The organism is Xanthobacter sp. 126 (genome assembly GCF_000526175.1).
Classification (GTDB): Bacteria; Pseudomonadota; Alphaproteobacteria; order Rhizobiales; family Xanthobacteraceae; genus Xanthobacter; species Xanthobacter aminoxidans.
The window spans coordinates 3,264,950-3,287,487 of sequence record NZ_JAFO01000001.1; the positions used below are offsets into that span (position 1 = coordinate 3,264,950).

Sequence of the window (22,538 nt, forward strand, 5' to 3'; positions counted from 1 at the left end):
GCCTTGCCTAGGATGCTCCCTGGGAATTCGAAAGCGTTGGCATGAGGAGGTGTACCGATATGATGCCGGTTGCATTCTGAGGGGATTCGCACCTTGTCGAGCTTCTACGAGCGGCCGATCCTGAATTCGCCCTATCGCCCGCCCGCCTTGCACCACCCGCTTGATCCGCATGGGCAGCCGCTCGATGGCGCGCCGCGGCCCGGGCGACGGCCGGCGCGATTCATTGCGCCCGTTCCCTCGTCGCGGAAGAAGGCGTCGGCGGGCCAGGGCGCCCTCGATCTTGAAACCTATACGGACTATGCCCTCATCAACGAGATCCGCGGCTACCTCGAAATTTGGCGCGCCCTGCGCAACCCTGCCGACTGGGGCGTGACGGCGGCGACGCAGCGCCTCCTGGAGCACTGGCGGCACCACAATTTCAACGGCCCGAAGCCGTTCTTCTGCCAGATCGAGGCGGTGGAGACCATCATCTGGCTGACCGAGGTCGCCCCCCGCCGGGCGGCGACGAAAGGCATCCTGGACCAGCTGGCCAAGGCCAACGAGGAGGCCAACCCGGCCCTCTTCCGCCTCGCCATGAAGATGGCGACGGGCACCGGCAAGACCACCGTGATGGCCATGCTGATCGCCTGGCAGGCGGTGAATGCGGCGCGCAAGGCGTCGAAGGATTTCTCCCGCGCCTTCCTCATCATCGCGCCCGGCATCACCATCCGCGACCGGCTGCGCGTGCTGCTGCCTAGCGAGCCGGACAATTATTTCGAGACGCGGGAGATCGTGCCGCCGGAGATGCTGCCGGACATCCGCCGCGCCGAGATCGTCATCACCAACTACCACGCCTTCCAGCACCGCGAGACGCTGGCGCTGCCGAAGGTGGCGCGGAGCTTCCTGCAGGGCAATGCACCCGAGCCCATCCGCACCACTGAGACCGATGCGGAGATGCTGGACCGCGCCTGCGGCAAGCTCCTGAAGTTCGAGCGCGTCAACGTCATCAATGACGAGGCCCATCACTGCTACCGCCACAAGGTTGGCGGCGACGACGAGAGCAAGCTCACCGCCGAGGACCGGCGCGAGGCGGCGGAGAATGAGGAGGCCGCGCGGCTGTGGATCAACGGCATCGAGGCACTGGACCGGCAGCTCGCCAAGGGCGGACGCGGGCGTGGCGTGCGCGCGGTCTATGACCTCTCCGCCACGCCCTTCTTCCTGCGCGGCTCGGGCTATCCGGAGGGCTATCTGTTCCCCTGGGTGGTGTCCGACTTCTCTTTGATGGACGCCATCGAGAGCGGCATCGTGAAGTTGCCGCGCGTACCCGTGAGCGACAATCTCGCCCAGACCAACACCGTGGTGTTCCGCAATCTTTGGACGGCGATCAGCAAGAACCTGCCGAAATCCGCCTCGGGCGCCGGCAAGCTCAGCCCGCACGACCTGCCGAACCTGCTGAAGACCGCCCTCAATGCCCTCTACAGCCATTATGAGAGCGTGTTCGCGGCGTGGGAGCGGGCGGGCATCGGGGTGCCGCCCGTCTTCATCGTGGTGTGCCAGAACACCGCCATCTCCAAACTGGTGTTCGACTGGATCGCCGGCTGGGAGACCGGGGGCGAAGGCGAGCGGGCGGGCTTCTTCCCCGGCCATCTGGAGCTGTTCCGCAATTATGACGACCACGGCGCCCGCCTGCCGCGTCCGCGCACCTTGCTCATCGACAGCCGGCAGATCGAGGCCGGCGGCAGCCTGGACAAGAGCTTCCGCGAGGCGGCGGGGCCGGAGATCGAGCAGTTCAAGCGCGAACTGCAAGCGCGCCAGGGCGCCGGCAGCATCGGTGCGGAGGTGGATGAGGCGGACCTCCTGCGCGAGGTGATGAACACCGTGGGCCGCCCCGGACGCCTCGGCGAGCAGATCCGCTGCGTGGTCTCGGTCTCCATGCTCACCGAGGGCTGGGACACCAACACCGTGACGCACGTCCTCGGCGTGCGCGCCTTCGGCACGCAGCTTCTGTGCGAGCAGGTGGTGGGCCGCGCGCTGCGCCGGCAATCCTATGAGGAGAACCCGGCCACCGGCCTGTTCGAGCCGGAATATGCCGACATCATGGGCATCCCCTTCGATTTCGCCTCCACCCCGCAGGAGACGAAGGTGGCGCCGCCCAAGCCGGTGACGCGCGTCCACGCCATCAGGGAGCGCGGCGCGCTGGAGATCGTCTTTCCCCGCGTCAGCGGCTACCGGCGTGAACTGGAGAGCGAGCGGCTGGAGCCGACCTTCTCGGAGGACAGCCGCCTCGTCATCACGCCGGAGGATATCGGCCCCACCTCCGTGCTCATGGAGGGGATCGTCGGGGCGGGCGTCACCATCTCGCCCACGGTGCTGGCGCGGCTGCGCGCGTCCGAGATCAGCTTCAACCTCGCCAAGCACCTGCTCTATTCGCGCTTCCGCGACGAGGACGACGTGCCCAAGCAGCACCTCTTCCCGCAGATTCAGCGCATCGCCCGCCGCTGGATCGAGGAGGGCTATCTGGTGACGAAGGACGTGCCCATGGGCGTCCTGCTCTATCAGGACCAGCTCGACCGCGCGGCGGAGAAGATCGACATCGCCTTGACCCGCGGCGGCGGCGGGCGGGTGGTGGCGGTGCTCGACCCCTACAATCCGAAGGGCTCCACCCGCTTCGTCAATTTCATCACCGCGAAATCCTGCTGGCGCACCGGGGCGCAGCCGCCCAAGTGCCAGATCAGCCATGTGGTGCTGGATTCCGGCTGGGAGGAGCGCCTCGCCCTGGCGCTGGAGGCGCATCCGCGCGTCCTCGCCTATGCCCGCAACCAGGCGCTGGGCTTCGAGATTCCCTATCTCGACGCCGGCGTCATGCGCCGCTACGTGCCGGATTTCCTCGCCCGCGTGGATGACGGCGGGGCGGAGCCGCTCAACCTCGTCATCGAGGTGAAGGGCGAGCGCAACGAGACCGACAAGGCGAAAGCCGAAACAACGCGCGACCTGTGGGTGCCCGGCGTGAACGCGCTGGGCAGCTTCGGCCGCTGGGCCTATGCCGAATTCCGCGACGGATCGTCCATGGCGCAGGACCTCGACGCCTTCATCGCGCAACACATCAAGAAGGGTGCCGCGTAATGGCCCGCTCCCCCCGTTCGTCCGGCACCAAAGCCGCGAAATCCGTCGATGCGCTCAAGCACAATGAGGCGACGCGCATCAATATTCCCACGGCGGAGATGGAAAGCTTCTTCCGGCGGGAGGAGGATGCCGCGCCCATGGCGCCGGTGTCCTATCCCCGCGCGCGTCCGCTCGCCGAAGGCGAGACGCGCACGGGCGAGGAGCCGCGGCAGCCGGAGCTGATCTGGAACGGGGCGAAGATCACCATCACGCCGGCGCAGATGGAGGAGCTGGCGCGCACCGGCACGCTCACGCTGTCCGACGCGCAACTGGTGTGGCGGGGCAAGGACCGGCAGGATTGGTCGGACCTCGTGGTGAACGTGCCGCCGCTCTACATTCAGGAGAAGATCCACCCGAAAGCCATCATCGACGACCTCAAGCGCCGCACGCAGGCGCGGCGGGAGGCGGAAAGCGATGCGCCGGACCTGTTCGGCGATTTCAACGGCCTGAAGCCGGACCAGCGGGCGGAATTCTACCAGCACGACCAGCACTGGTCGAACCGCATGATCCTCGGCGACTCTTTGCAGGTGATGGCGAGTTTAGCTGAACGCGAGAGCCTGCGCGGCAAGGTGCAGGCCATCTATTTCGATCCGCCCTACGGCATCAAGTTCAATTCCAACTGGCAGGTCTCCACCCTCTCGCGCGACGTGAAGGACGGCAAGCAGACCGACATCTCCCGCGAGCCGGAGCAGGTGAAGGCCTTCCGCGACACCTGGAAGGAGGGCATCCACTCCTACCTCACCTATCTGCGCGACCGCCTCACCGTGATGCGGGACCTGCTGACGGAGAGCGGCTCCATCTTCGTGCAGATCGGGGATGAGAATGTCCACCGCGTGCGGGCGGTGATGGATGAGGTGTTTGGGGAAAAAAATCAGATTACTACAATAATCTACAAAACAACAGGAAACCAAAAAGGTGGAAAGCTCGAACCCATTAACGACTATATAATTTATTACGCAAAGTCGAAAATTTCTTGCAAAACCAGATCAATTTTCTTGGAAAAAGAGTGGTCTGATCAAGACAGCGCAAACCCGCTGATCGGAGGCGGAGAATTTAAAACACAATTATATTCTGTGTTTATGGAGGGTCGAGAATTCCGGCCTGCCCCCGGAAATAGTTGGAAAGTTAATTCAGAAGGTATGTCTCGCCTAAATAAAGCAGATAGGCTTTGGTCAAAAAAAACAAGCCTTCGCTACCGCGCGAAGGAGTCTGATTTTGGCCTGACTCCACAGACGAATTTGTGGTTTGATACCATGGGATCAAAAGATAAGTCATATATTGTGCAGACTGCTCCGAAGATTATCGAGCGCTGCCTATTGATGGCCACTGATCCGGGCGACCTCGTACTTGACCCCACATGCGGCTCAGGCAGCACGGCCTATGTTGCCGAGCAATGGGGCCGGCGCTGGATCACCATCGACACCTCCCGCGTGGCGCTGGCGCTGGCCCGCACCCGGCTGATGGCGGCGCGCTACCCCTGGTATCTGCTCGCCGACAGCCGCGAGGGCCGCGCCAAGGAGGCCGAACTCACCAAGCGCCCGCCCGCCGACACCCCGGTGCACGGCGACATCCGCCAGGGCTTCGTCTACGCACGCGTACCACACATCATGCTCAGCGATATCGCTCGCAATGACCTCATCGACGACATCTGGGAGAAGTGGCAGCAGGTGCTGGAGCCCCTGCGCGCCGCCCTCAACGCCGCGCTCGGCACCGCCCACGAGGAATGGCAGGTGCCGCGCGAGCTTCCCCCCGGTGCGCCCGCCTCCGCGCGGGAGCCGCACGCCAAATGGTGGGAGGCGCGCATCGCCCGCCAGAAGGAGATCGACGCCGCCATCGCCGCCCGCGCGGAGGTGGAATATCTCTATGACAAGCCCTATGCGGACAATTCCCGCGTGCGCGTCGCCGGCCCCTTCACGGTGGAGAGCCTCTCCCCCCACCGCGTGCTGCCGGCGAGCGAGGAGGAACTGATCGACCTCATCGAGGCCGAGGAGGGCCGCCGCCCCGCCGCAGACGCCGATCTTGCGGGGCAGGATTTCTCCGCCATCGTCATCGATTACCTCAAGGCCGAGGGCGTAAAGCAGCAGGCCAAGGGCGACCGCATCACCTTCGAGAGCCTCACCCCCTGGCCCGGCCAGTGGATCGGCGCCTGCGGCACCTTCATCGAGGGCGAAGGCGGCCCCGAGCGCCGCGCCGCCATCCTCATCGGCCCGGAATACGGCACGGTGGGCCGGCAGGACATCGTCGCCGCCGCCCGCGAGGCGGTGGACGCGCGCTTCGACGTGCTCATCGCCTGCGCCTTCAACTTCGACGCCCACTCCTCCGAACTCGGCAGCCTCGGCAGCCTTAAGATATTGAAAGCCCGCATCAATCCCGACATGCACATGTCGGACGAACTGAAGAACACCGGGCGCGGCAACATGTTCGTCGTCTTCGGCGAGCCGGATGTGAAGATTTTGGACGACGGCGGCCCGGACCTTCGGGTGAAGGTCGAAGGCATGGACGTGTTCGACCCCAACACCGGCGAAATCCGCTCCAACGACACCTCGGGCATTGCCGCCTGGTTCATCGACACCGACTATAATGAGGAAAGCTTCTTCGTCCGCCACGCCTACTTCCTCGGCGCCAACGACCCCTACAAGAGCCTCAAGACGGCCCTGCAGGCGGAGATCGACGCGGAAGCCTGGGCGACGCTCTATTCCGACACGTCGCGCCCTTTCCCGCGGCCCGCGGGGCGCAGGATCGCGGTGAAGGTGATCAGTCATTATGGGGATGAAGTGATGAAGGTTTACACGCTATGACACGCGAAGACCTGCAAGCACTGGCCGATTTTGTCCCGAAGTTCCGCGACCCCACCTTCAAGGCCGGAGAATGGGCGGGCGGCGAGGAGACGGAACCGCGCGTCTTCCAGATGCCCTACGTCGTCTACGCTCCGGAAGTTAGCGCCTTCATCGAGGCGGCTGGCCAGCATTCGTGGATCAGGCGCGATTTCGACTGGCCCGCATGGGTCAGGTCTCCGGAAGCCGCATCCCTCTTCGAGAGCCCGGACCTCGCGTCGGCGACCGCCGATGACCTCGCCTGCCTGATGACCGCCTGCATCCGGCAGGATCATTTTGCCGAAGGCGCGCTGCTGGAGCATTTCGAGTCGGGTCTCATCCTGCGCATCTGCGAGCGCGCGGCCGCGCTTATCGATGAAGTGCCGCCTGCAACACCAGCCTGACGCGCAGCCAATGACCTTCCTCATCGCCGAGACCTTCACCTCCGCTTTCAACCGCCTCGCCGGTCCCGACCAGAAGGCGGTGAAGGCGAGCGTGTTCGATCTGCAGATGGGGCCGGCCGGCAACGGGCTGCAACTGCACCGCATCGACAAATCCAAGGACCCCAATTTCTGGTCGGTGCGCGTCAACCGCGACATCCGCCTCGTCGTCCACAAGACCGGAGACAGCCTGCTGCTGGCCTATGTGGACCACCACGACGCCGCCTATGCCTGGGCCGAGCGGCGGCGGATCGAGGCGCATCCGCGCACCGGCGCCATCCAGATCGTGGAGGTGCGCGAGCGTGTGGAGGATGGGGCCGCGCCCGCCACTCCGCGCCCCGCCCCGGCGCCCCTTCCCTCCCTCTTCGCCGGCCTCGACGACGACACCCTCCTCTCCCTCGGCGTGCCGGCGGATTGGCTGGCCGACGTGCGCGCGGTCAATGAGGACGGCTTCTTCGCCCTCGCCGCCCATCTGCCCGCCGAGGCCGCCGAGGCGCTGCTGCAATACGCCACCACCGGCCGCCTTGCGCCGGCGCCGGTGCCCGCCGCCGACCCCTTCGCCCATCCCGATGCCCAGCGCCGCATCCGCCTCATCGCCAACCAGGAGGAGCTGGAGCAGGCCCTCGCCTTTCCGTGGGAGAAATGGGGCGTCTTCCTGCACCCCTCCCAGCGGGCGCTGGTGGAGCGCAGCTTCAACGGCCCCGCCCGCGTCGCCGGCCAATTGGAGCACGGCGTGCGCCCGCGCATCGCCTCGGACGTGGTGCTGCGCGCCCGCCTGAACGCCGCCGCCGCCGAGACCGGCCTCAAGGGCTTTTCCGAGCGTTTCCTCCTCTCCGAATGGACCCATGTGGTGGACGCGTGGGGGCTATCTTCTCTCGATGCCTACACCAGCGTGCCGCGCATGGGCCGCAAGAGCCGCCTCGGCCCCAACCAGCGCGCCCGCCTCTGGCCGGTGTTCGCGGCCGTGCGCACGGCGCTGGCGGCCGAGCGCTACACCACCTGGGCGCAGGTGTTCTCCTCCCTCGCCGATGCGCTGGCCGCCCGCGCGGCGCGTCCGTTCGACCATGTGGTGATCGACGAGGCGCAGGACCTCGCGCCCGCCGAACTGCGCTTCTTCGCGGCGCTTGCCCCCGCTGGCGCGGACGGGCTGTTCCTCGCCGGCGATGTCGGCCAGCGCATCTTCCAGCATCCCTTCTCCTGGGCCGGTCTGGGCGTGGAAGTGCGGGGGCGGTCACATACCCTGAAGGTTTGCTACCGCACCTCCCAGCAGATCCGCCGCGCCGCCGACCGCCTGCTGCCCACCGTGCTGCGCGACGCCGACGGGCTGGAGGACGAGCGGCGCGGCATCGTCTCCGTCTTCGACGGGCCGGCGCCCGAGGTGGCGCGCCTGTCCTCTACCGAAGCCGAGGCGGAGCGCGTGCAGGGGGCGGTCTCCTCCTGGCTCGCCGAGGGCATCGCGCCGCAGGAGATCGGCGTATTCGTGCGCACGGAAGAACTGGTGCCCCGCGCCCGCGCCGCCCTCGCCAGCCTCGCCGGAGCCGAGCGCATCACTACCGCGCCCATGAGCCTCGCCAAGGGGTTAGAATTCCGCGCCGTGGTGGTGATGGCCTGCGACGAGGGCACCCTGCCCCTCGATGAGCGCATCGCTGACGCCGCCGACGAAGCCGAATTGGACGACATTTACGAGACCGAGCGCCGCCTGCTCTATGTGGCGGCGACACGGGCGCGAGAGCATCTCTTGCTGTCGGGGGTCGCGCCGACTTCGGAATACCTCGTCGATTTCGCAGGTGGGGAGAACGCCTGACGCGCAAGGCAGGGGGTAACGATTCACCCCTCCCCCTTCCACGCCTCCAGCTTGTCCGCCCACCACTGCATCATCCGCACCCGCTCCTCCCAATGCTCCCCACGGGCATAGGCGCGGCGGATGGCGTCGGCGTCCTCGTGGGCGAGCTGGCGTTCGATGGCGTCGGCATTCCACTGGCTGCTTTCATTCAGCAGCGTGGACGCGGTGGCGCGGAAGCCGTGGGCGGTGACTTCGTCGGTGGTGTAGCCCATGCGGCGCAAGGCGGCGTTCAGCGTGTTTTCCGAGATCGAGCGCAGGGTGGACCGGACAGAGGGGAACACGAGCCGGCCGGTTCCCGTATGCAGGTGCAACGCGCGCAGGAGCGCCACCGCCTGTCTCGGCAAGGGAATGCGGTGGGGACGGCGCATCTTCATGCGTGCGGCGGGAATGGTCCAGACGGCCTTCTCTAGATCGAATTCCGCCCATTCGGCCGCGCGAAGCTCGCCGGGACGGGGGAAGAGCAGCGGGAGCAAGGCCAGCGCCGTGCGCGTTGTCACCTGCCCATCAAAGGAATCGAGCGCGCGCAGGAAAGCGCCGAGTTGCGCGGTACCGATCAGAGCGGCGCGGTGCTTCACCTTGGGAGCCACCAGCGCGCCGCGCAGGGCGAAGGTCGGATCGTTCTCGGCGCGCGCGGTGGCGATGGCATAGCGGAAGACCGAGCCCACTGTCGATCGCAGCCGCCGGGCGCTCTCCCGTCGGCCGCGCTGCTCCACCTTTCGGAGCACGGCGAGCACCTCGGCCGCGGCAATCTCCGAAATCGGGCGCTCGCCGAGATCGCCATAGGCGAAGAACAGCAGCCACTCGACCTTGGCCAGAGTGGCCGGCGCCCGGCCTTCGCGCCGCAGCTTGTCGAGATATTCCTCAGCGACAAGGCGGAAGGTGTTGCCGGAGGTGGCCACCGCCGCGATGCGCGATTCGCGCCGGGACTTCGCGGGATCGATGCCGTCCGCGAGTTGCGCCTTGGCTTCGTCCCGCTTCTCGCGCGCCTTGGCGAGTGTGACGATCGGGTAGCTGCCCAAGGCTAGGAGCTTCTCCTTGCCCTCGAAACGGTACTTCAGCCGCCAGAGGCGCGAGCCGTTCGGATTGACGAGGAGGTGCAGCCCACCGCTGTCAGACGCCTTGAACGGCTTCTCTGCGGGCTTGAGATTGCGAATGGCAAGGTCGGTAAGCGCCATCGGTGGGGGTATCGCCGCTGGGGGTATGGAGCCGATACCCCCAAAGCTACCCCCAGATTTGCCGGATGCAACCGCACCTTCCCGCACCATGCCGGACGGGCAAAACAAGCTAAGCTATTGATTTTTCAGGACTGAAGGATTGCTTCGGACGCTATTGGAGCGTGAAATGGTGCCCAGGGGCGGGGCGCTGCAGGTTCGAATAATCAGGCCGTTAGAGCTATGTGAGAAAGCGAAATATTTCACCATTATTCAAAGACTCGCAGCCAGCTCTTTCTCACCAAAATAGCCGCACCCTCGCGGAGCATCCGAGCCTGTTAATTGGTTTTGTGACCGTCGCTCTAGGCTCCCGGACGTTCTTGCTCGGCCCATCATCACAAAACCGGCGAGAGGTGACCACCGAAGAACGTGGGAGCAATGCCCACAAGAAGAACGGCCCACGTTGAGTTGGCGCAGGATCATTGAGCCGATGGCCACGATAGCTTTTCCGCAAGAAGCCATTTGAAAGAAGTTAACACGGTGGGCCGCGCTCAGTCGAGATGGGCATCGACGGGAACGAAGAATGCCATCATCTTTCACCCCAGCCCTCCAACGACGGATCCGCGCAAATTTATAGTCGGGTTATCCAGAGTTGAATAATTACCAACCGTTAACTCAGGAATATCGAGCTCAGGAGCAATCATTGCAGTCGCGAATATTATTTGATGCTCTACATCAAGCCTTTTCGATCTTTCCATTATCAAACGTTGAAAATTGTGACTCCGGGCAGGCTCCATCCCCTTATCCTCAATTGTATCGAGAATACAAAATCGAGGATGCCGAAACATCTTATCCATCCTTGCCGCCTGCAAGAACCCGACATAAAAACTGCTTTTCAATATCACTCGGGAGCTAGCAGAAAAATACTTCGTGCCGTCAACCGATATACTATTTAACGCAAAATCAAACTGCACATGCTTCGCGTCAATGAATGCATCTTGACGACGGAGATCCCCCTTAAGAAGGCCCACGACTTCTCGGTCAATTAGATTATAAGCTAGCTCTCGGCGCTTCTCCAAAGTAAACGAGATCCGCTCGTTTCGATTTCGAAGGGATGCAATTTCGGCGTTCAGCGACTCCTTCTCGCTCGATAGCTTTTCAATTTCCTTGGCCAACGCCGCCTTTTGCTCAAGATCCTCCGCTTGACGGTCGAGGTAGCCTGCCTCACGCGTCAATTTCCGAAGCTCCGCCCTGGCCGACCCGGACGGCAGCGACTGAGCCTCCGACAGCTTACGCGCGGCATGCGTCCATTCTTCAGACAAACGCCGAACTTCGTCCTGCAACCGCACAAGGTCCTGCCTTCGCCGCTCCTGCAGCACAGTTGACTGCTTTAGCTGCCTGCCCGCCTCGTTGACGAGCGCAACTAGCCGATTCTGAGCTGAGCCGGAATCAAACGGCGTTTTGCAAAGGTGGCAGGCATGGTCATGCTCCATTTCTTCGACTGGGGCGTAGCAGGCTGGACAGGAACGAAACCGAACGGCGCCCAAATTCTCGACCACTGCCTTTGAATCAGCCAATGCGCCAAGTTTGTCTTTTAGGTTTGAAATAAACAGGTCAGAATCAGCGATAACGAGAACCATCTGATCGCGCTTTTCCTGTGCAGATCCAAGCTCTCGCTGCAGGCGCTGGACCTCAGCATAAGCATCCTCCTGCGCCTTCAGTGAAAGTGAATCCTGGATACCTGATGTATATAGTGACGCTTCGACGCGCGCGATCTCAAACTGAATTTTAGAACGCTGCGCCTCTAATGAGGCTCGTTGAGCATCTATCCACTCCAGAGTATGAGCTTGCTCAGCCCTACCTAAGATGGAAAAAAGACTACGTAGTTCAGCACTAATTCCATCAAATCTTTTGACAAGCGATTTTATTTTGATGTCATTATTGTAGGTTTCACTATCGTAAGCTCCGCATAGAAGTCGCCCAACAGCATCCCGGAGTGCAGGCGGATCAAAGCGCTCAAATTTAAATATTTGCTCTATCGGACTGAGCTGATCAGCGTAAAGAAGACGAAGTATCTGGTGTATAGTTACATTTCCTGTTTCATCATTTGAAACCTCTGGAATACCCAAAAGCCGAAATATCACCTGAGAGAAACTTTCCACGCTCGCAGAGCGCCGATATGGATACCGCTTCCATTCAGACATAGGAGCGACGCGCGCATTATCGTAATCTCCAGCGAAAACATCCATCGGACGTCCCGGCTCAGTCGAAATTTCTCGCGCGAGTGTTGCCACCAGCCCGTTGAATGACGCTTCGACGACAACTTTAGAGCACAGTTGGGCGACATCGCTCCAGTCGGTCAAATCTCCACCAAGCCCATAGAATATGAAGTTTAAAATTGTCGATTTCCCAGACGAATTATCTCCTCGAAGAATATTTACTCCGACATGAAACTTTTCATCATACACCGTATTGCCATCGCGCTCGATGACTAAGCGATTGAGGATGAGGGTAGGACTAAATCGCGTCATATCGATACTCCATCAATCCCGAGCGCTCCTTCAATCCCGCCCCACCCACCAACTCATAGTCCCTCGCGAGGACTGCCAACAGGCGCAGGAGCACACCCTCTCGCTCATTGATAGCATCAATCCGAGCTGCCAGATCGGCCGCCAATGGCACCTCGGTTATCTGGACGATCCCCTGATCGAGGCGATCCCCCTCGACCAAGCCGTTAGATGCCAACGTCTGTAAGGCTGCCAACTGGATTGGTTCTATCCGCTCGAAAATGGCCTTGCTTTCTGGCTGCTCGCTATATGGCACCGGCCAGGGAAATTTGGTCACAGCATTTTTTAGCCCTCGATGTTCCGGCCTAAGTCTCAGATCAGATACACGACGTGGAAAGGCCATGAAAAAATCTAAGATACGGACGTGATCGACGGGAAGCGCCCCCGCCTCGCGCAAGGCGGAACGAAGACGCAAAAGGCGAAACATTCCGTGAAATGGATCGAGAGCGGGCTGGAACGAGATCTGGATCATAGATGCCACCGGATGAAACACTGCTCCGCCAGCCAATAGATCATCCCCATGACCACGCTATGGGTAATATCTAACGGACCCATTCCACACTCATAGACGATTGGATCGATAATTTTCTCAGTAATCAGCTCATCTATATCAGCTTTATCTAATGTCTCGATCTTGCAGTGAACAGAAATGGAAAATTGATGCTCTGCCTTGGCTAAAATATAAGCAAATATCTTTTGAGCAGATTCGTACAAAGAGTATTTTTCAAGTATCTTTACAAACAATTCCTTCTTTTCATAAGCTATGAAAAGCTCATCGCTGCGATTAGCAGCAGCAAGCTTTGCTTCAAGTCCAACTATTCCGTCTTTCGCAACTTTTGAGTGGTAGAACTGAAGGCTGTCGAGGATGGTTTCTGCCGTCTTGTTTTCTTTTATCTCTTTGGCAAGACGCTCCATCAATCGTTCGACAATACTCGGCGGCAGCGCTGGCGAAGCGCAATAAGTTATTTTATTTCCCGCCACAATATCGCCAGCCGCATTCGCGTGAGACTGATCGATTTTGGAAATTTCTCTCGACATGAATTCCAGCCAAATTCACTTTTTATTTATGCGTGAATCTTTGTTTCCCCCGACGATGTCGCCACCGGCATTTGCACCGCTTTGGTCCACGATCCGCCCGCCACCGCTACTCTGCTTACGGCTGATCTGGAATTTCACGAATGTTACCGTAAGCCCCCCGGCGAGATAGCCGAGAATTGCGCTCCACACTTCCGATGCATGCGCGGCCCAAAATTCCGTCATCGCATTTGCCCCCCCGCATAACAAATCGGATACAACCCCACGTCGAGCTTGGCAACGAGGTATATGGCTCGATATGGCGGCGGCCAAGCACGAACCCGACCAGCCCCTCTGTCGAGGGAACGGGCAAGATCAGGAATCCCTAATGTGGGCAGTCGAAGCCGCTGCGGCTGGCGTCCCGTTACGAGCCGCGATGAAGTCGGCGCCGGCCACCGTGATTCGATCCGTGATCGAAGATCTGTGGTTAGCGATAACGCGCGGTAGTGCAGCTCGCCCTAGCCGGACTGGCGATTGTGCAGGCGCTGCTATCGTTCTTTCGTGACTGAAGCCACGCCTCTGCGGCTTCCTTCATGATCCGCACGGTGTCGTCAACTGACAGGCGTATCTCCTCTGCCGCCTCCCCCGGCCGGGTCACGGATGCGAACGCGCCGTCCGCATCCCAGTCGATTCGCAGGCGGACCTTAGGGCTGCTTGAGTACATGCGTCTTGATCCCCAGCCAAAACACAGTCAGGGCGCCGCCGACCAGCACCGTGAGAACGGCAGTTCCGATTACGAGCGCCGCCCTGTTCCACATGCGGCGGAAGCGGCGCAGGTGTTCGATGTCCGCCCTCGCCTCCTCGATCCGCGCTTCGTCCGAGGTGGAAAGGCCGATCTCCTTCAGCACCTTGCGGACGGCCTTCTCGGCCGCGTCCTCGGCCACCTCCACCACCATCAGCTCCAAAGCCCGCTCTGAGATGATGATGGCCCCACTCGGCGCACGCGCGGCGGCCGGAACCTCCCCCGTCATCGCTCACCTCCACCGCAAGGCGGACGGCACCGGCGAGCTTCTGGTGATCAGCACCAACCTCGATCAGTCCGTGACCCTGCGCGTGCCCGCCGAGGTGACGGCACCGGGCTCGGCCACGGTACCGGCGAAGATCCTCGCCGAGACCATGAAGAAGGCCCCCGACAACGCGACGGCCACCTTCAAGGTGAAGGACAACGAGTTGCACCTCTCCTATGGCCGCAGCCGCTTCCGGCTCGCCACGCTGCCGGCGGCGGACTTCCCGACCTTCGGCACACCGCTCGATCCCGTTCCCCAGGTGGGAGAGGGCAAGGCGGTTTTCACGCTGGAGGCCGCCACCCTGTGCGACATGCTCGACGCAGTGGATGCCGCCATCTCGAAAGAGGCGACCCGCTATTACCTGTGCGGCGTCTATCTGCATCGCCATGGTGACCGGCTGCGCGCCGTCGCCACCAACGGCCACGTGCTCGCTTTGCGCGAGGTGCCGGCGCCGGAAGGCTCCGAAGCCTTGGCCGGCGGCATCCTCCCGCCGGACCTTTCCCGCATCGTCTGCAGCCTGTGGGCGAAGTCGAAGGACGTGCTGAAGATCTCCATCGACAAGTCCCGCGTCCTCATCGAGGGCGAGGCCGTGGCGGTGTGCAGCAAGCTCATCGACGGCACTTATCCCGACTATGAGCGCGTGGTGCCGAAAGGCGGCACGTCCACGCTTGCCATCCCCGCCGCGCCGCTCGCCAGCGCCATCGAACGCATCGTCACGGTGGACACCGGCAAGACGCGCTCGATCAAGATGAGCATGGATGGGGGCGAGATCTCGCTCGCCTCCCGCCACGAGGGATCGGACGCCAGCGAGACGCTGGACGGCGCCACCCCGACCGAGATCGCGGACGGCTACGCCATCGGCTTTTCCGCCCGCTACGCCCTCGATGCCCTGCGCTCCCTGCCGGGCGAGGCCGTCGAGATCCAGATGTCCACCCCCGGCGATCCCATGCTCTGGCGCAACCCGGCCGAGGCCGGCGCCCTGTGGGTCGTCATGCCTCTGAGAGTGTAACCATGGCCGGCGTCAACAAAGTCATCCTCGTGGGCTATCTCGGCCGCGATCCCGAGATCGCCACCACGCAATCCGGCTCGAAGCTGGCGACCCTCAATGTCGCCACCTCCGAAAGCTGGCGCGACAAGGCCACCGGCGATGCAAAGGCGCTTTAACGACCGCTGCCGCCCGGCGCCCTACGTATTGTGGCAAGGGGGATGAAAGGAGACGGGATCGATTGAATAGCGCGGTGCAATCGATGACTGCAAACGAACGAAGGCTAGGCGGCGTGGACAAATTTATGCCGCGATAAAGTACCTGGTTGCCGCATGGCCAGCTTTCTGCGATCAGTGAATCTTGAATGGCGAGGCGGCATGCATGACAAACTTCTGAGTAGAACTATTGCGATGGCGCTGGGTGAATTGGAGCGCGATGGAGAGTTGGTGATCACCTCTCCGAGCGTTGAGCCGGTGGCCGATCGCATAGCGGAAGCCGTGCTTGCCGTTGTTCCGAACACGAGCCTATCGCATTTGGAGCTTCTAGGCGTCAGGAGTTTGGTACTTCATGCAATCTCTGACAAACGCTTCTTCGACTGGGAAATGCCTACCTTGACCGGTTTTACGGCGGTCGAATTTGAAGGTATCGCGGAGAAGCTACCCCGAGATTAAGGGGGGGCACAGAGGAGTTTGGTTAGGTCATATTCCCGCGAGCAGGATGCGAGGCTTGACCCGACCTGAGAGGATTGATTCAAGGCTGCTTTTTGGAGGCAGGCTTGAGCAGGGGCGATCTGACAGAAGCAGAATGGCGGGTTCTGAAAGGCCTGTTGCCCATAGAGCCTGAGAACCGTGGTCGAGGCAGGCCGCCCGCGCAGAACCGTGCGATCATCAACGGCATCCTCTGGCGGCTTCGCTGCTGCGCTCCATGGCGTGACGTGCCACCGAAGTACGGTAGCTGGAACACCATCTATCGTCGGTTCCGGCGATGGAGTGAAGCCGGGGTCTGGGAGACCGTGGCAGTGATGCTCGCCGAGGTCATGGCGGACAGCGGCCACTACACCATCGACAGCACAACCGTTCGCGCCCACGTCTCGGCAGCGGGCGGAAAAGGGGGGCTCATCGGCGCGCTCTTGGCCGCTCGCGGGGCGGGTTCACCAGTAAACTTCACTGCCTGGCCGATGCCCTCGGACGACCGCTCGCCTTCCATTTGACGGTCGGCGAGGCGGCAGATTGCAAGGCCTATGACGCTCTGATCGGTCTGCCCGAGCGCGCACCTGGCGCTTTGCTCGCCGACAAAGGTTACGACGCCGACGCGATCCGCACCGACCTTGCCGAACGGAATATCGAGGCCGTCATTCCTGGTCGGTCAAACCGCCGCGTGAAAATCGAGCATGATCGGGCGCTCTACAAGCAGCGCAATCGCATCGAACGCATGTTCGGACAGCTCAAAATCAACCGCGCCATCGCCACGCGCTACGACCAGCTTGCCAACAGCTTTCTCAGCATGGTCCATATCGCTACGGCCAGATACTGGCTCAAATTTGTCCACGCCGCCTAGCCTTCCCCCCACAGTCATCGCACGCCCTTCCGCCAGTCCCACGGGGCCACGACCACCATGGCCCACATGCCCGCGCCGGCGGTGCGCGCCTCTTCTTCCTGCGGCAGATATTCCCGGCTGTAACGAACGAAAGCGAGGGCCCAGCCGGCGCGGACCATAGCGGCCCCCACATCCTGCCCTTCCACCTCGCAATGGGCGAGGGTCCGACCGTAGCGGTCTTTCCCAGCCTCCGTGCAGGTGACGGCGTGCTCAGCCAGCAGGTCGGCGAGGAAGAAGGCCGCCTTCTGCCCGCAGCGGACCACCTCACCCGTCTCCTTGGCCATGCACGTCTGCCGGCTTTCCGGTGCGTCGATGCCCTCCAACCGGATCCGGGTGCCATGGATCTCGATGGTGTCGCCATCGATCACCGACGCTCGGCCGGCGAGCGGCTCGCCTGAGTAAGCCGGGAAAGCCAGCAACACACCGAAGGCCGACACGGCCGCCCGGATCATTGCCCCTTTACTCGCGTTTGGGGTGTCGGAACTCTGGAAGCAGGCGGATCCGAGTCGTCGGTGTCGTAGCGCCCGCCCTCGTAAGTGCGGCAATCCTGCTTGGACGCGCTGGTGGAGCTGTCCTGGCAGACGAACATGGCACCGCGGCAATGCGATATGCCGCCCTTCTTGCCCGAGCAGGGCGTGTTCGTGGCCGCAGCGGGAAAGGCTACGAGGACAAAGATCAATGCGATGAGTGGTCGAAACACGTGCGCCCCCGTCGAAGCCACGTCACCGCCGCCAGGAGGCACACTTGCCATTTGCCTTCCGGTAGCCTGGGCCGCCCCGCGAACCGCAAGCGGCGAATTGGTCTCCGGTGGCCCGCTTTGACACAGCCGGCGACGCGTCGTGCGTCGCCGAGACGAGAGAAGCTTGAGCTGCGGTGGCCGCTGCTGCAAACGTGAAGATGGTAGTGAGAACGAGCCTGACCACATGCGCCCCCAAATTGCAGAGGCGCCGAAGTTCGCGCGGAATACGGCGCGCGTCTACCCTTACGTTCGCCTAGCCGTCGCGCACCAGTTCGCCTTGCGAGTGGCGCATGAACGCTCGCACTTCGTCCTCCTTCCCGAAGCATACGGCGACACGGTGCTCCGGTGGCAGTGCGCGAGGGCTTGAAGCTGCACCCGGAGCCCGGCCGGCGTCGTTGCCACCAACGATGCGACAGGGAAGGGCGCCGGAAGTGAGCGTGCTCCTGACTCCGGGGGAGCAGGCATTGGCCCGATGGCAACCACCTATCGCTGTGGTCCGCTTAGGTCATTCCGGGTCCGCCAGCCGGGTTTCGCGCAATTCGCCGGAACGAGCGAGCACGGGATAGGCTGAGGCCGCCACCACGTGGGAATTCACGAGTTTCAGGTCGCGCACGATGTCGGCGCTGAGACCACTGGCTTCCGCCTGGGCGGCGAGACCATGACGCAACCGGTCGAAATGGAGGCGGGCGGCCGCCGTCTCGCTCTCTCGAAAAGCGGCCTTCTCCATGGCCAGCAGGCGCGCCGCTCGTGGATCGGCCGTCATGAAGAGGGAGGCAGCGAGGCGCACGTTGGCCTTCAGCCGTTCTATGAGCGCGGAAATCTCCCGTTCCTCCGTTGTCGAGAAGGCGATGCCGCGCTTCAGCCGCTTGCCGGCCTCAGCCATCAGCCGGCCGCAGACCACGTCCGCCGCCTGCTCCAGGTTGGCGGAAAAGGTGAGGATCTCCTCCACCCGCCGCCGGTCGGATGCCGAAAGGTCGTCGGGGTCCAGAGAGGCGAGATAGGATCGAATTTCCCTGTTGAGCCGGTCGAGCACGTCGTCGCCGTGGCGGGTCTCCGCGATGTGCCGCCGCGCGCCGTCGAGAAGGGCGCGCGACGCGGTGTCGAGCATTTCCTCGAGCGCATCGGCGAGGCGCAAGGCCTCGCGGGTCGCGGCGCCGAGCGCCACCACCGGCGTTTCGGACACGGCCGGGGCAAGGTAGCGCGGCCGGGTGGGATCGTCCGCGAGCTCGCGGTCAGGATAGAGGCGTTCGAGCAAGCGCGCGAACGGAACGAGCAGGGGCAGGAAGACCAGCGCGGTGACAATATTGAAGAGGGTATGGAAGTCGACGGCGACCCGCGCAAGGTCGGGCTGCCACAGCACCATCTGCCGGCCGATGGGCTCGATCAGCGCCACGCCCGCCGCGACGCCGATGGCGCGGTTGATGAAATTGCCCATGGGCAAGCGCATGGCAGCGGGGTCGTCCTTGCCCATGGCTTCAACGACAGGCGCGATGGCGCTGCCGAGATTTGCCCCCAGCACGAGGGCGATGGCGGCATTGGGCGGCACCACGCCCTGCGCGGCTAGCGAAGCGGTGATCAGCACCGCGGCGACCGAGGAATGCACCGCCCATGTCAGGATCGCTGCCAGCATCACGTCAAGCAGCGGCACGGTCGCAATGGCACCCAGCAGCATGCGGATGCTCGGCGCATCCTCCAGCGGCCGGAGTAGGTCGACGAGGGCGTGCAGCGCCAGCACGATGAGGCCGAGGCCGATCAGCACGCGGCCGAAGTCACGCATGCTGGTGCCGGCACCGCGGCGGAACAGGATGAGACCGCCGAGGAAAGCCGCCGGGGCAATGGCTGCCACATTGAAGGACAGGGCCTGCACGATCAGGCTCGTGCCGATGTTGGCTCCCAGCATAGCGGCCAGCGCCGGCACCATGGCCACGAGCCCCGCCGCCGTGAAGCTGGACACCATGAGGGCGGTGGCGGTCGAACTCTGCAGCAGAGTGGTGACGACCGCGCCGGCGCAGAACCCTCTCAGCGGCCCCGCTAGGGCGTGGCCGAGCACCATCTTCAGCCGCGGCCCAAGCGCGCGCATCACGCCGCTCTGGACCATATGGATGCCCCATAACAGCAGGGCTGCGAAACCCGCGAGGTCGAGCAGGGTGACGGAAAAGCTCATGCCACGCACCTCCGTGGGCGATCGGCAATGATGGTCGGCCAAGTATCAGGCTGGCCGTTCGAACGAGCAATATGACTGCACAATCTGGCAGCGACACGGCGCCGACAGCAGAGGTGGAAGCAGCCATGCGCCCAAGGCACAGAGCACAAAGATCATTTTCCAGGCCCGCACTTCCAGCGTGGCGCACCAGGCGATGTCCAAGGCTGATCGTCCATCTGCCCTTCCCTCCTAGAATTGGTTTCCTCCCGGCTTGGTCCACCGCAGATCGAGGAACACACCAGCGGCGTTCACCGCATCCAAGAGATCCGAAAGCGCGCGGTATTCTGGCGAGCCTATTGGCGCGCGGCCGTTCAGGCGAATTATGCCTCTGCGTGCCGTTTCCACGACCGCCACGAAGGCCACTCTTTCCATCTCCCCCCAATGTCGCTTCGATCGCTGGATCACGCTCCGTCCCCCAATGGGTGCCGGCGGCGGCGGAAGCCGGACGACGCATCCGCCTGGAGGCGAGACATCTCGTGCTCAAGGTAGGCCTGTCCGACGAGGAGCGCGCGGATCGTCGCGCGGGGGTTTCCCTCACAGGCGGCCAAGGCCTCGTCTATCTCCGCATCGCTGACGTCAAAAGGGGGTTACTCGGCGGGCTGGGGCTCGCTCGACATGTGTCATCTCCGGCGCTGATCTCCTCCTATGGATTTCATGAGAACAAAAAAAGAACAAGCCACGAGATATAGGGGCTGGCGCGCGGCCGGCGCTGTGCCGAAGCCTCGGCCCATGTGCAACCTCTATAGCCACACCTCGAACGTCCAAGCGATCATCGACCTGACGCGCGCCACGCGGAACCTCGTGGGCAACCTGCCGCCGCAGCCCGGCATTTTCCCGGACTATGAGGCGCCCATCGTGCGCACCGGCGCCGACGGTGTGCGCGAGGTTGCCATGGTGCGCTGGGGCATGTTGTCCTCGCAACTGGCGCTGATGGAGGCGGCGAAGAAGCGCGCAGCGAAGCTGGAGGCCAAGGGCCGGCCGGTCGATTTCAAGGAGCTGCTGCGCCTGGAGCCGGACAGCGGCACGACGAACATCCGCAATACGTCGAGCAAGCACTGGCAGCGCTGGCTCGGAACGGACAACCGCTGCCTTGTTCCCTTCGCGAGCTTCAGCGAGTTCAATAAGGCCCCCGGCGGAGACGTGTGGTTCGCGTGCTCGGAGGCCCGCCCGTTGGCCGTGTTCGCCGGGATCTGGACGCCCGGCTGGACCTGCGTCCGCAAGATGAAAACGGGCATCGAAACCGCGGACCTGTTTGGCTTCCTCACAACGGAGCCCAGCGAGCCGGTCGCCAGCATTCACCCCAAGGCCATGCCGGCGATCCCGACAGGGTCTAAGGAAATGGACCGATGGATGACGGCCCGATGGCAGGACGAGAAAGCGCTGCAACGGCCATTGCCGGACGGCGCGCTACAGATCGTAGCGCGGAGCGCGAAGAATGACGGCCGCCAGCATATGAAGGGGCCTGGACAGCGCCCCGCTCAGAGCGATCGAACTCAGATATAAGGACATTTGCCAGCACTGCCTGAAGGCCCCGTGCTCAGCCTCAACAGAATAATCTCAATCGTCGCGACTTATGACGTGAATGCGGTATTATATTGCCACAATTCGGCGCGTTACTGTTTTTTCCAAAGTTCCCTTACGTAAGGATTATGTCGGAATCCAATATCTTGCAACTTTAACATTGGCATGCACCTCATACCGCTGATGGAATCATATTGTGATTCCAGAGACTTGCGATGAACTGATCGGATACAGAGCATCCCCTGCCATCTCAAAATTTTTCAAGTGCAATTTCTTAGGGAATATGAGAGAGTGCGCAATCTCGGATGATGGCCACCACAAAATAGCATAGACACCAGTCCAAATGCCTCAAATTTGTCGGACGGACCACTCAATTATCACAACCGGAGTCTAGAATATGATAACTTGATAAGTTGTCATAGTATATATTTTTATTCAATTATCGATTTATATTATGTTCCAATATTATTGTATTCGCATCACACACAACAGTTGTTACGGCCCCGACTACACTAATTGTTTCGATAAAGCTGCGCGTTTATATGTGAGCCCTCGGAGGAAGAAAAAATGGCAATAGGAATCAGCATACATCTTGGCCTAAACTCCGTCGATCCAACACATTACCAGGGATGGAACGGCCCGCTTAATGCTTGTGAATTTGATGCAAAAGATATGGCCTTAATTGCTAATTCATGTGGATTCAAAGCAACTACATTTCTGACCAAGTCCGCCACGCGATCTAATTTGTTGTCGTCGATTTCTAATGCCGCCAAAACTCTATCACGCGACGATTTTCTTCTCGTTACTTACTCAGGCCACGGCGGGCAGCTGCCCGACTTAAATGGCGATGAAGATGATGGACTTGACGAAACATGGTGTCTTTACGATGGGCAGCTTGTTGATGACGAGCTATATCACGCTTTCTCCGCGATTAAGCCCGGTGTGAGGATACTGACTCTTGCCGACAGCTGCCATAGCGGCACGTCAGTCAAGGAGCGCCTCTTGATGGATACCTTTGTCAATTTTCATCCGTTTATTACATCAGCAATGAAAGATATTTCTGGCAATTCATTGCATATTTCTCGATCAGTATATAAAGCAATGCCATCGGATATCGCCTCTCGCGTGTATTTGGGAAACAAATCTTTCTACGATCCCATTCTAAGAAATCCAGATCTAAAAGGCTCACTAGGAACTGTTACTGCGTCTGGCATTCTTATTTCGGGCTGTCAAGATTATCAGCTATCGGGAGATGGCCCCTTTAATGGCGTTTTTACTGGGAATTTGAAGGCCGTTTGGAATGGAGGAAAATTTTCTGGTAATTATAAGTCTTTCTGCAATTCTATTTCAAATAGGATGCCCCCAGACCAGACACCTAATTTGTTTTTATTTGGTGATAGTCACAATAAATTCGCAGTCCAGACGCCATTTTCACTATAGACAATGATCACGATGTAA

Annotated in this window: 16 protein-coding genes and 2 pseudogenes; 10 read left to right on the forward strand and 8 right to left on the reverse strand. The window is 61.7% G+C overall.

Annotation, left to right across the window (positions count from 1 at the left end):
* The first annotated feature begins 93 nt into the window (after positions 1-93).
* The 4 genes from XAN126_RS0115555 to XAN126_RS0115570 are packed head-to-tail and all read left to right on the forward strand — an operon-like array spanning position 94 to position 8,198.
* Positions 94-3,102 (forward strand): DEAD/DEAH box helicase family protein, encoded by a 3,009-nt coding sequence (locus XAN126_RS0115555; protein ID WP_024279513.1) that lies wholly within the window; start codon positions 94-96, stop codon positions 3,100-3,102.
* Positions 3,102-5,939 carry a site-specific DNA-methyltransferase gene (locus XAN126_RS0115560; RefSeq protein WP_024279514.1) on the forward strand — a complete coding sequence of 946 codons (2,838 nt, stop codon included), beginning with the start codon at positions 3,102-3,104 and terminating at the stop codon, positions 5,937-5,939. Before XAN126_RS0115555 ends, XAN126_RS0115560 begins: the two co-directional genes overlap by 1 nt.
* Positions 5,936-6,358, forward strand: a complete 423-nt coding sequence (locus XAN126_RS0115565) for a DUF6508 domain-containing protein (RefSeq protein ID WP_024279515.1) — start codon at positions 5,936-5,938, stop codon at positions 6,356-6,358. The genes XAN126_RS0115560 and XAN126_RS0115565 overlap by 4 nt, the downstream gene beginning before the upstream one ends.
* Positions 6,359-6,368: 10 nt before the next feature.
* A complete protein-coding gene (locus XAN126_RS0115570; RefSeq protein ID WP_024279516.1) occupies positions 6,369-8,198 on the forward strand; it encodes a 3'-5' exonuclease in 1,830 nt (609 codons plus the stop codon).
* Positions 8,199-8,221: 23 nt separating this feature from the next.
* On the opposite strand, the gene XAN126_RS0115575 is transcribed toward XAN126_RS0115570, so the two are convergent.
* The 6 genes from XAN126_RS0115575 to XAN126_RS28740 all read right to left on the reverse strand — a co-directional run bounded on the left by XAN126_RS0115575 (position 8,222) and on the right by XAN126_RS28740 (position 13,934).
* On the reverse strand, positions 8,222-9,412 hold the full coding sequence (locus XAN126_RS0115575) for an integrase arm-type DNA-binding domain-containing protein (protein WP_024279517.1): 1,191 nt from the start codon (positions 9,410-9,412) through the stop codon (positions 8,222-8,224).
* Between the two features lie 572 nt (positions 9,413-9,984).
* Positions 9,985-11,919, reverse strand: coding sequence for an AAA family ATPase (locus XAN126_RS27835; RefSeq protein ID WP_081762654.1), 1,935 nt, complete (start codon positions 11,917-11,919; stop codon positions 9,985-9,987).
* Positions 11,906-12,427: an ABC-three component system middle component 5 gene (locus XAN126_RS28375; protein WP_155982321.1), complete on the reverse strand. Its 522-nt coding sequence runs from the start codon at positions 12,425-12,427 to the stop codon at positions 11,906-11,908. The genes XAN126_RS27835 and XAN126_RS28375 overlap by 14 nt, the downstream gene beginning before the upstream one ends.
* Positions 12,424-12,993 carry an ABC-three component system protein gene (locus XAN126_RS28380; RefSeq protein WP_155982322.1) on the reverse strand — a complete coding sequence of 190 codons (570 nt, stop codon included), beginning with the start codon at positions 12,991-12,993 and terminating at the stop codon, positions 12,424-12,426. The genes XAN126_RS28375 and XAN126_RS28380 overlap by 4 nt, the downstream gene beginning before the upstream one ends.
* 15 nt (positions 12,994-13,008) lie before the next feature.
* Positions 13,009-13,215 carry a hypothetical protein gene (locus XAN126_RS28385; RefSeq protein WP_155982323.1) on the reverse strand — a complete coding sequence of 69 codons (207 nt, stop codon included), beginning with the start codon at positions 13,213-13,215 and terminating at the stop codon, positions 13,009-13,011.
* Between the two features lie 458 nt (positions 13,216-13,673).
* Positions 13,674-13,934: a hypothetical protein gene (locus tag XAN126_RS28740; RefSeq protein ID WP_197024046.1), complete on the reverse strand. Its 261-nt coding sequence runs from the start codon at positions 13,932-13,934 to the stop codon at positions 13,674-13,676.
* 19 nt (positions 13,935-13,953) lie between these two features.
* Here XAN126_RS28740 and dnaN point away from each other — a divergent pair, with 19 nt between their 5' ends.
* The 4 genes and pseudogenes from dnaN (at position 13,954) to XAN126_RS28390 (ending at position 16,578) form a co-directional block, all read left to right on the forward strand.
* Positions 13,954-15,045 (forward strand): DNA polymerase III subunit beta, encoded by a 1,092-nt coding sequence (gene dnaN, locus XAN126_RS0115595; protein WP_024279520.1) that lies wholly within the window; start codon positions 13,954-13,956, stop codon positions 15,043-15,045.
* 2 nt (positions 15,046-15,047) lie between these two features.
* Positions 15,048-15,191, forward strand: a pseudogene (locus XAN126_RS27845) (single-stranded DNA-binding protein); the annotation flags it as partial.
* Between the two features lie 162 nt (positions 15,192-15,353).
* Entirely contained in the window at positions 15,354-15,692 is a 339-nt protein-coding gene (locus tag XAN126_RS0115605; RefSeq protein ID WP_245272261.1) for a hypothetical protein, read from the forward strand.
* A 155-nt stretch (positions 15,693-15,847) separates the two neighbouring features.
* Positions 15,848-16,578, forward strand: a pseudogene (locus XAN126_RS28390) (IS5 family transposase).
* 14 nt (positions 16,579-16,592) lie between these two features.
* Here the strand turns inward: XAN126_RS28390 and XAN126_RS0115620 are convergent.
* Both XAN126_RS0115620 and XAN126_RS0115630 read right to left on the reverse strand, forming a co-directional pair.
* A complete protein-coding gene (locus XAN126_RS0115620) occupies positions 16,593-17,054 on the reverse strand; it encodes a thermonuclease family protein (protein WP_197024047.1) in 462 nt (153 codons plus the stop codon).
* An 807-nt stretch (positions 17,055-17,861) separates the two neighbouring features.
* A complete protein-coding gene (locus XAN126_RS0115630; RefSeq protein ID WP_024279526.1) occupies positions 17,862-19,520 on the reverse strand; it encodes a Na/Pi cotransporter family protein in 1,659 nt (552 codons plus the stop codon).
* A 768-nt stretch (positions 19,521-20,288) separates the two neighbouring features.
* Between XAN126_RS0115630 and XAN126_RS0115635 the strand changes: the two genes are divergently transcribed.
* Positions 20,289-21,062: an SOS response-associated peptidase family protein gene (locus XAN126_RS0115635; RefSeq protein WP_024279527.1), complete on the forward strand. Its 774-nt coding sequence runs from the start codon at positions 20,289-20,291 to the stop codon at positions 21,060-21,062.
* Positions 21,063-21,647: 585 nt separating this feature from the next.
* A complete protein-coding gene (locus XAN126_RS27855; RefSeq protein ID WP_081762659.1) occupies positions 21,648-22,520 on the forward strand; it encodes a caspase family protein in 873 nt (290 codons plus the stop codon).
* Positions 22,521-22,538 lie beyond the last annotated feature (18 nt).

Excerpts from the sequence above, each read along its gene's own strand:
- XAN126_RS0115560 (WP_024279514.1), top strand. The coding sequence starts at position 3,102 with ATGGCCCGCTCCCCCCGTTCGTCCGGCACCAAAGCCGCGAAATCCGTC.
- XAN126_RS0115565 (WP_024279515.1), top strand. The coding sequence starts at position 5,936 with ATGACACGCGAAGACCTGCAAGCACTGGCCGATTTTGTCCCGAAGTTC.
- XAN126_RS0115570 (WP_024279516.1), top strand. The coding sequence starts at position 6,369 with ATGACCTTCCTCATCGCCGAGACCTTCACCTCCGCTTTCAACCGCCTC.
- XAN126_RS0115575 (WP_024279517.1), bottom strand. The coding sequence starts at position 9,412 with ATGGCGCTTACCGACCTTGCCATTCGCAATCTCAAGCCCGCAGAGAAG.
- XAN126_RS27835 (WP_081762654.1), bottom strand. The coding sequence starts at position 11,919 with ATGACGCGATTTAGTCCTACCCTCATCCTCAATCGCTTAGTCATCGAG.
- XAN126_RS28375 (WP_155982321.1), bottom strand. The coding sequence starts at position 12,427 with ATGATCCAGATCTCGTTCCAGCCCGCTCTCGATCCATTTCACGGAATG.
- XAN126_RS28380 (WP_155982322.1), bottom strand. The coding sequence starts at position 12,993 with ATGTCGAGAGAAATTTCCAAAATCGATCAGTCTCACGCGAATGCGGCT.
- XAN126_RS28385 (WP_155982323.1), bottom strand. The coding sequence starts at position 13,215 with ATGACGGAATTTTGGGCCGCGCATGCATCGGAAGTGTGGAGCGCAATT.
- dnaN (WP_024279520.1), top strand. The coding sequence starts at position 13,954 with ATGGCCCCACTCGGCGCACGCGCGGCGGCCGGAACCTCCCCCGTCATC.
- XAN126_RS0115605 (WP_245272261.1), top strand. The coding sequence starts at position 15,354 with ATGGCCAGCTTTCTGCGATCAGTGAATCTTGAATGGCGAGGCGGCATG.
- XAN126_RS0115630 (WP_024279526.1), bottom strand. The coding sequence starts at position 19,520 with ATGAGCTTTTCCGTCACCCTGCTCGACCTCGCGGGTTTCGCAGCCCTG.
- XAN126_RS0115635 (WP_024279527.1), top strand. The coding sequence starts at position 20,289 with ATGTGCAACCTCTATAGCCACACCTCGAACGTCCAAGCGATCATCGAC.
- XAN126_RS27855 (WP_081762659.1), top strand. The coding sequence starts at position 21,648 with ATGGCAATAGGAATCAGCATACATCTTGGCCTAAACTCCGTCGATCCA.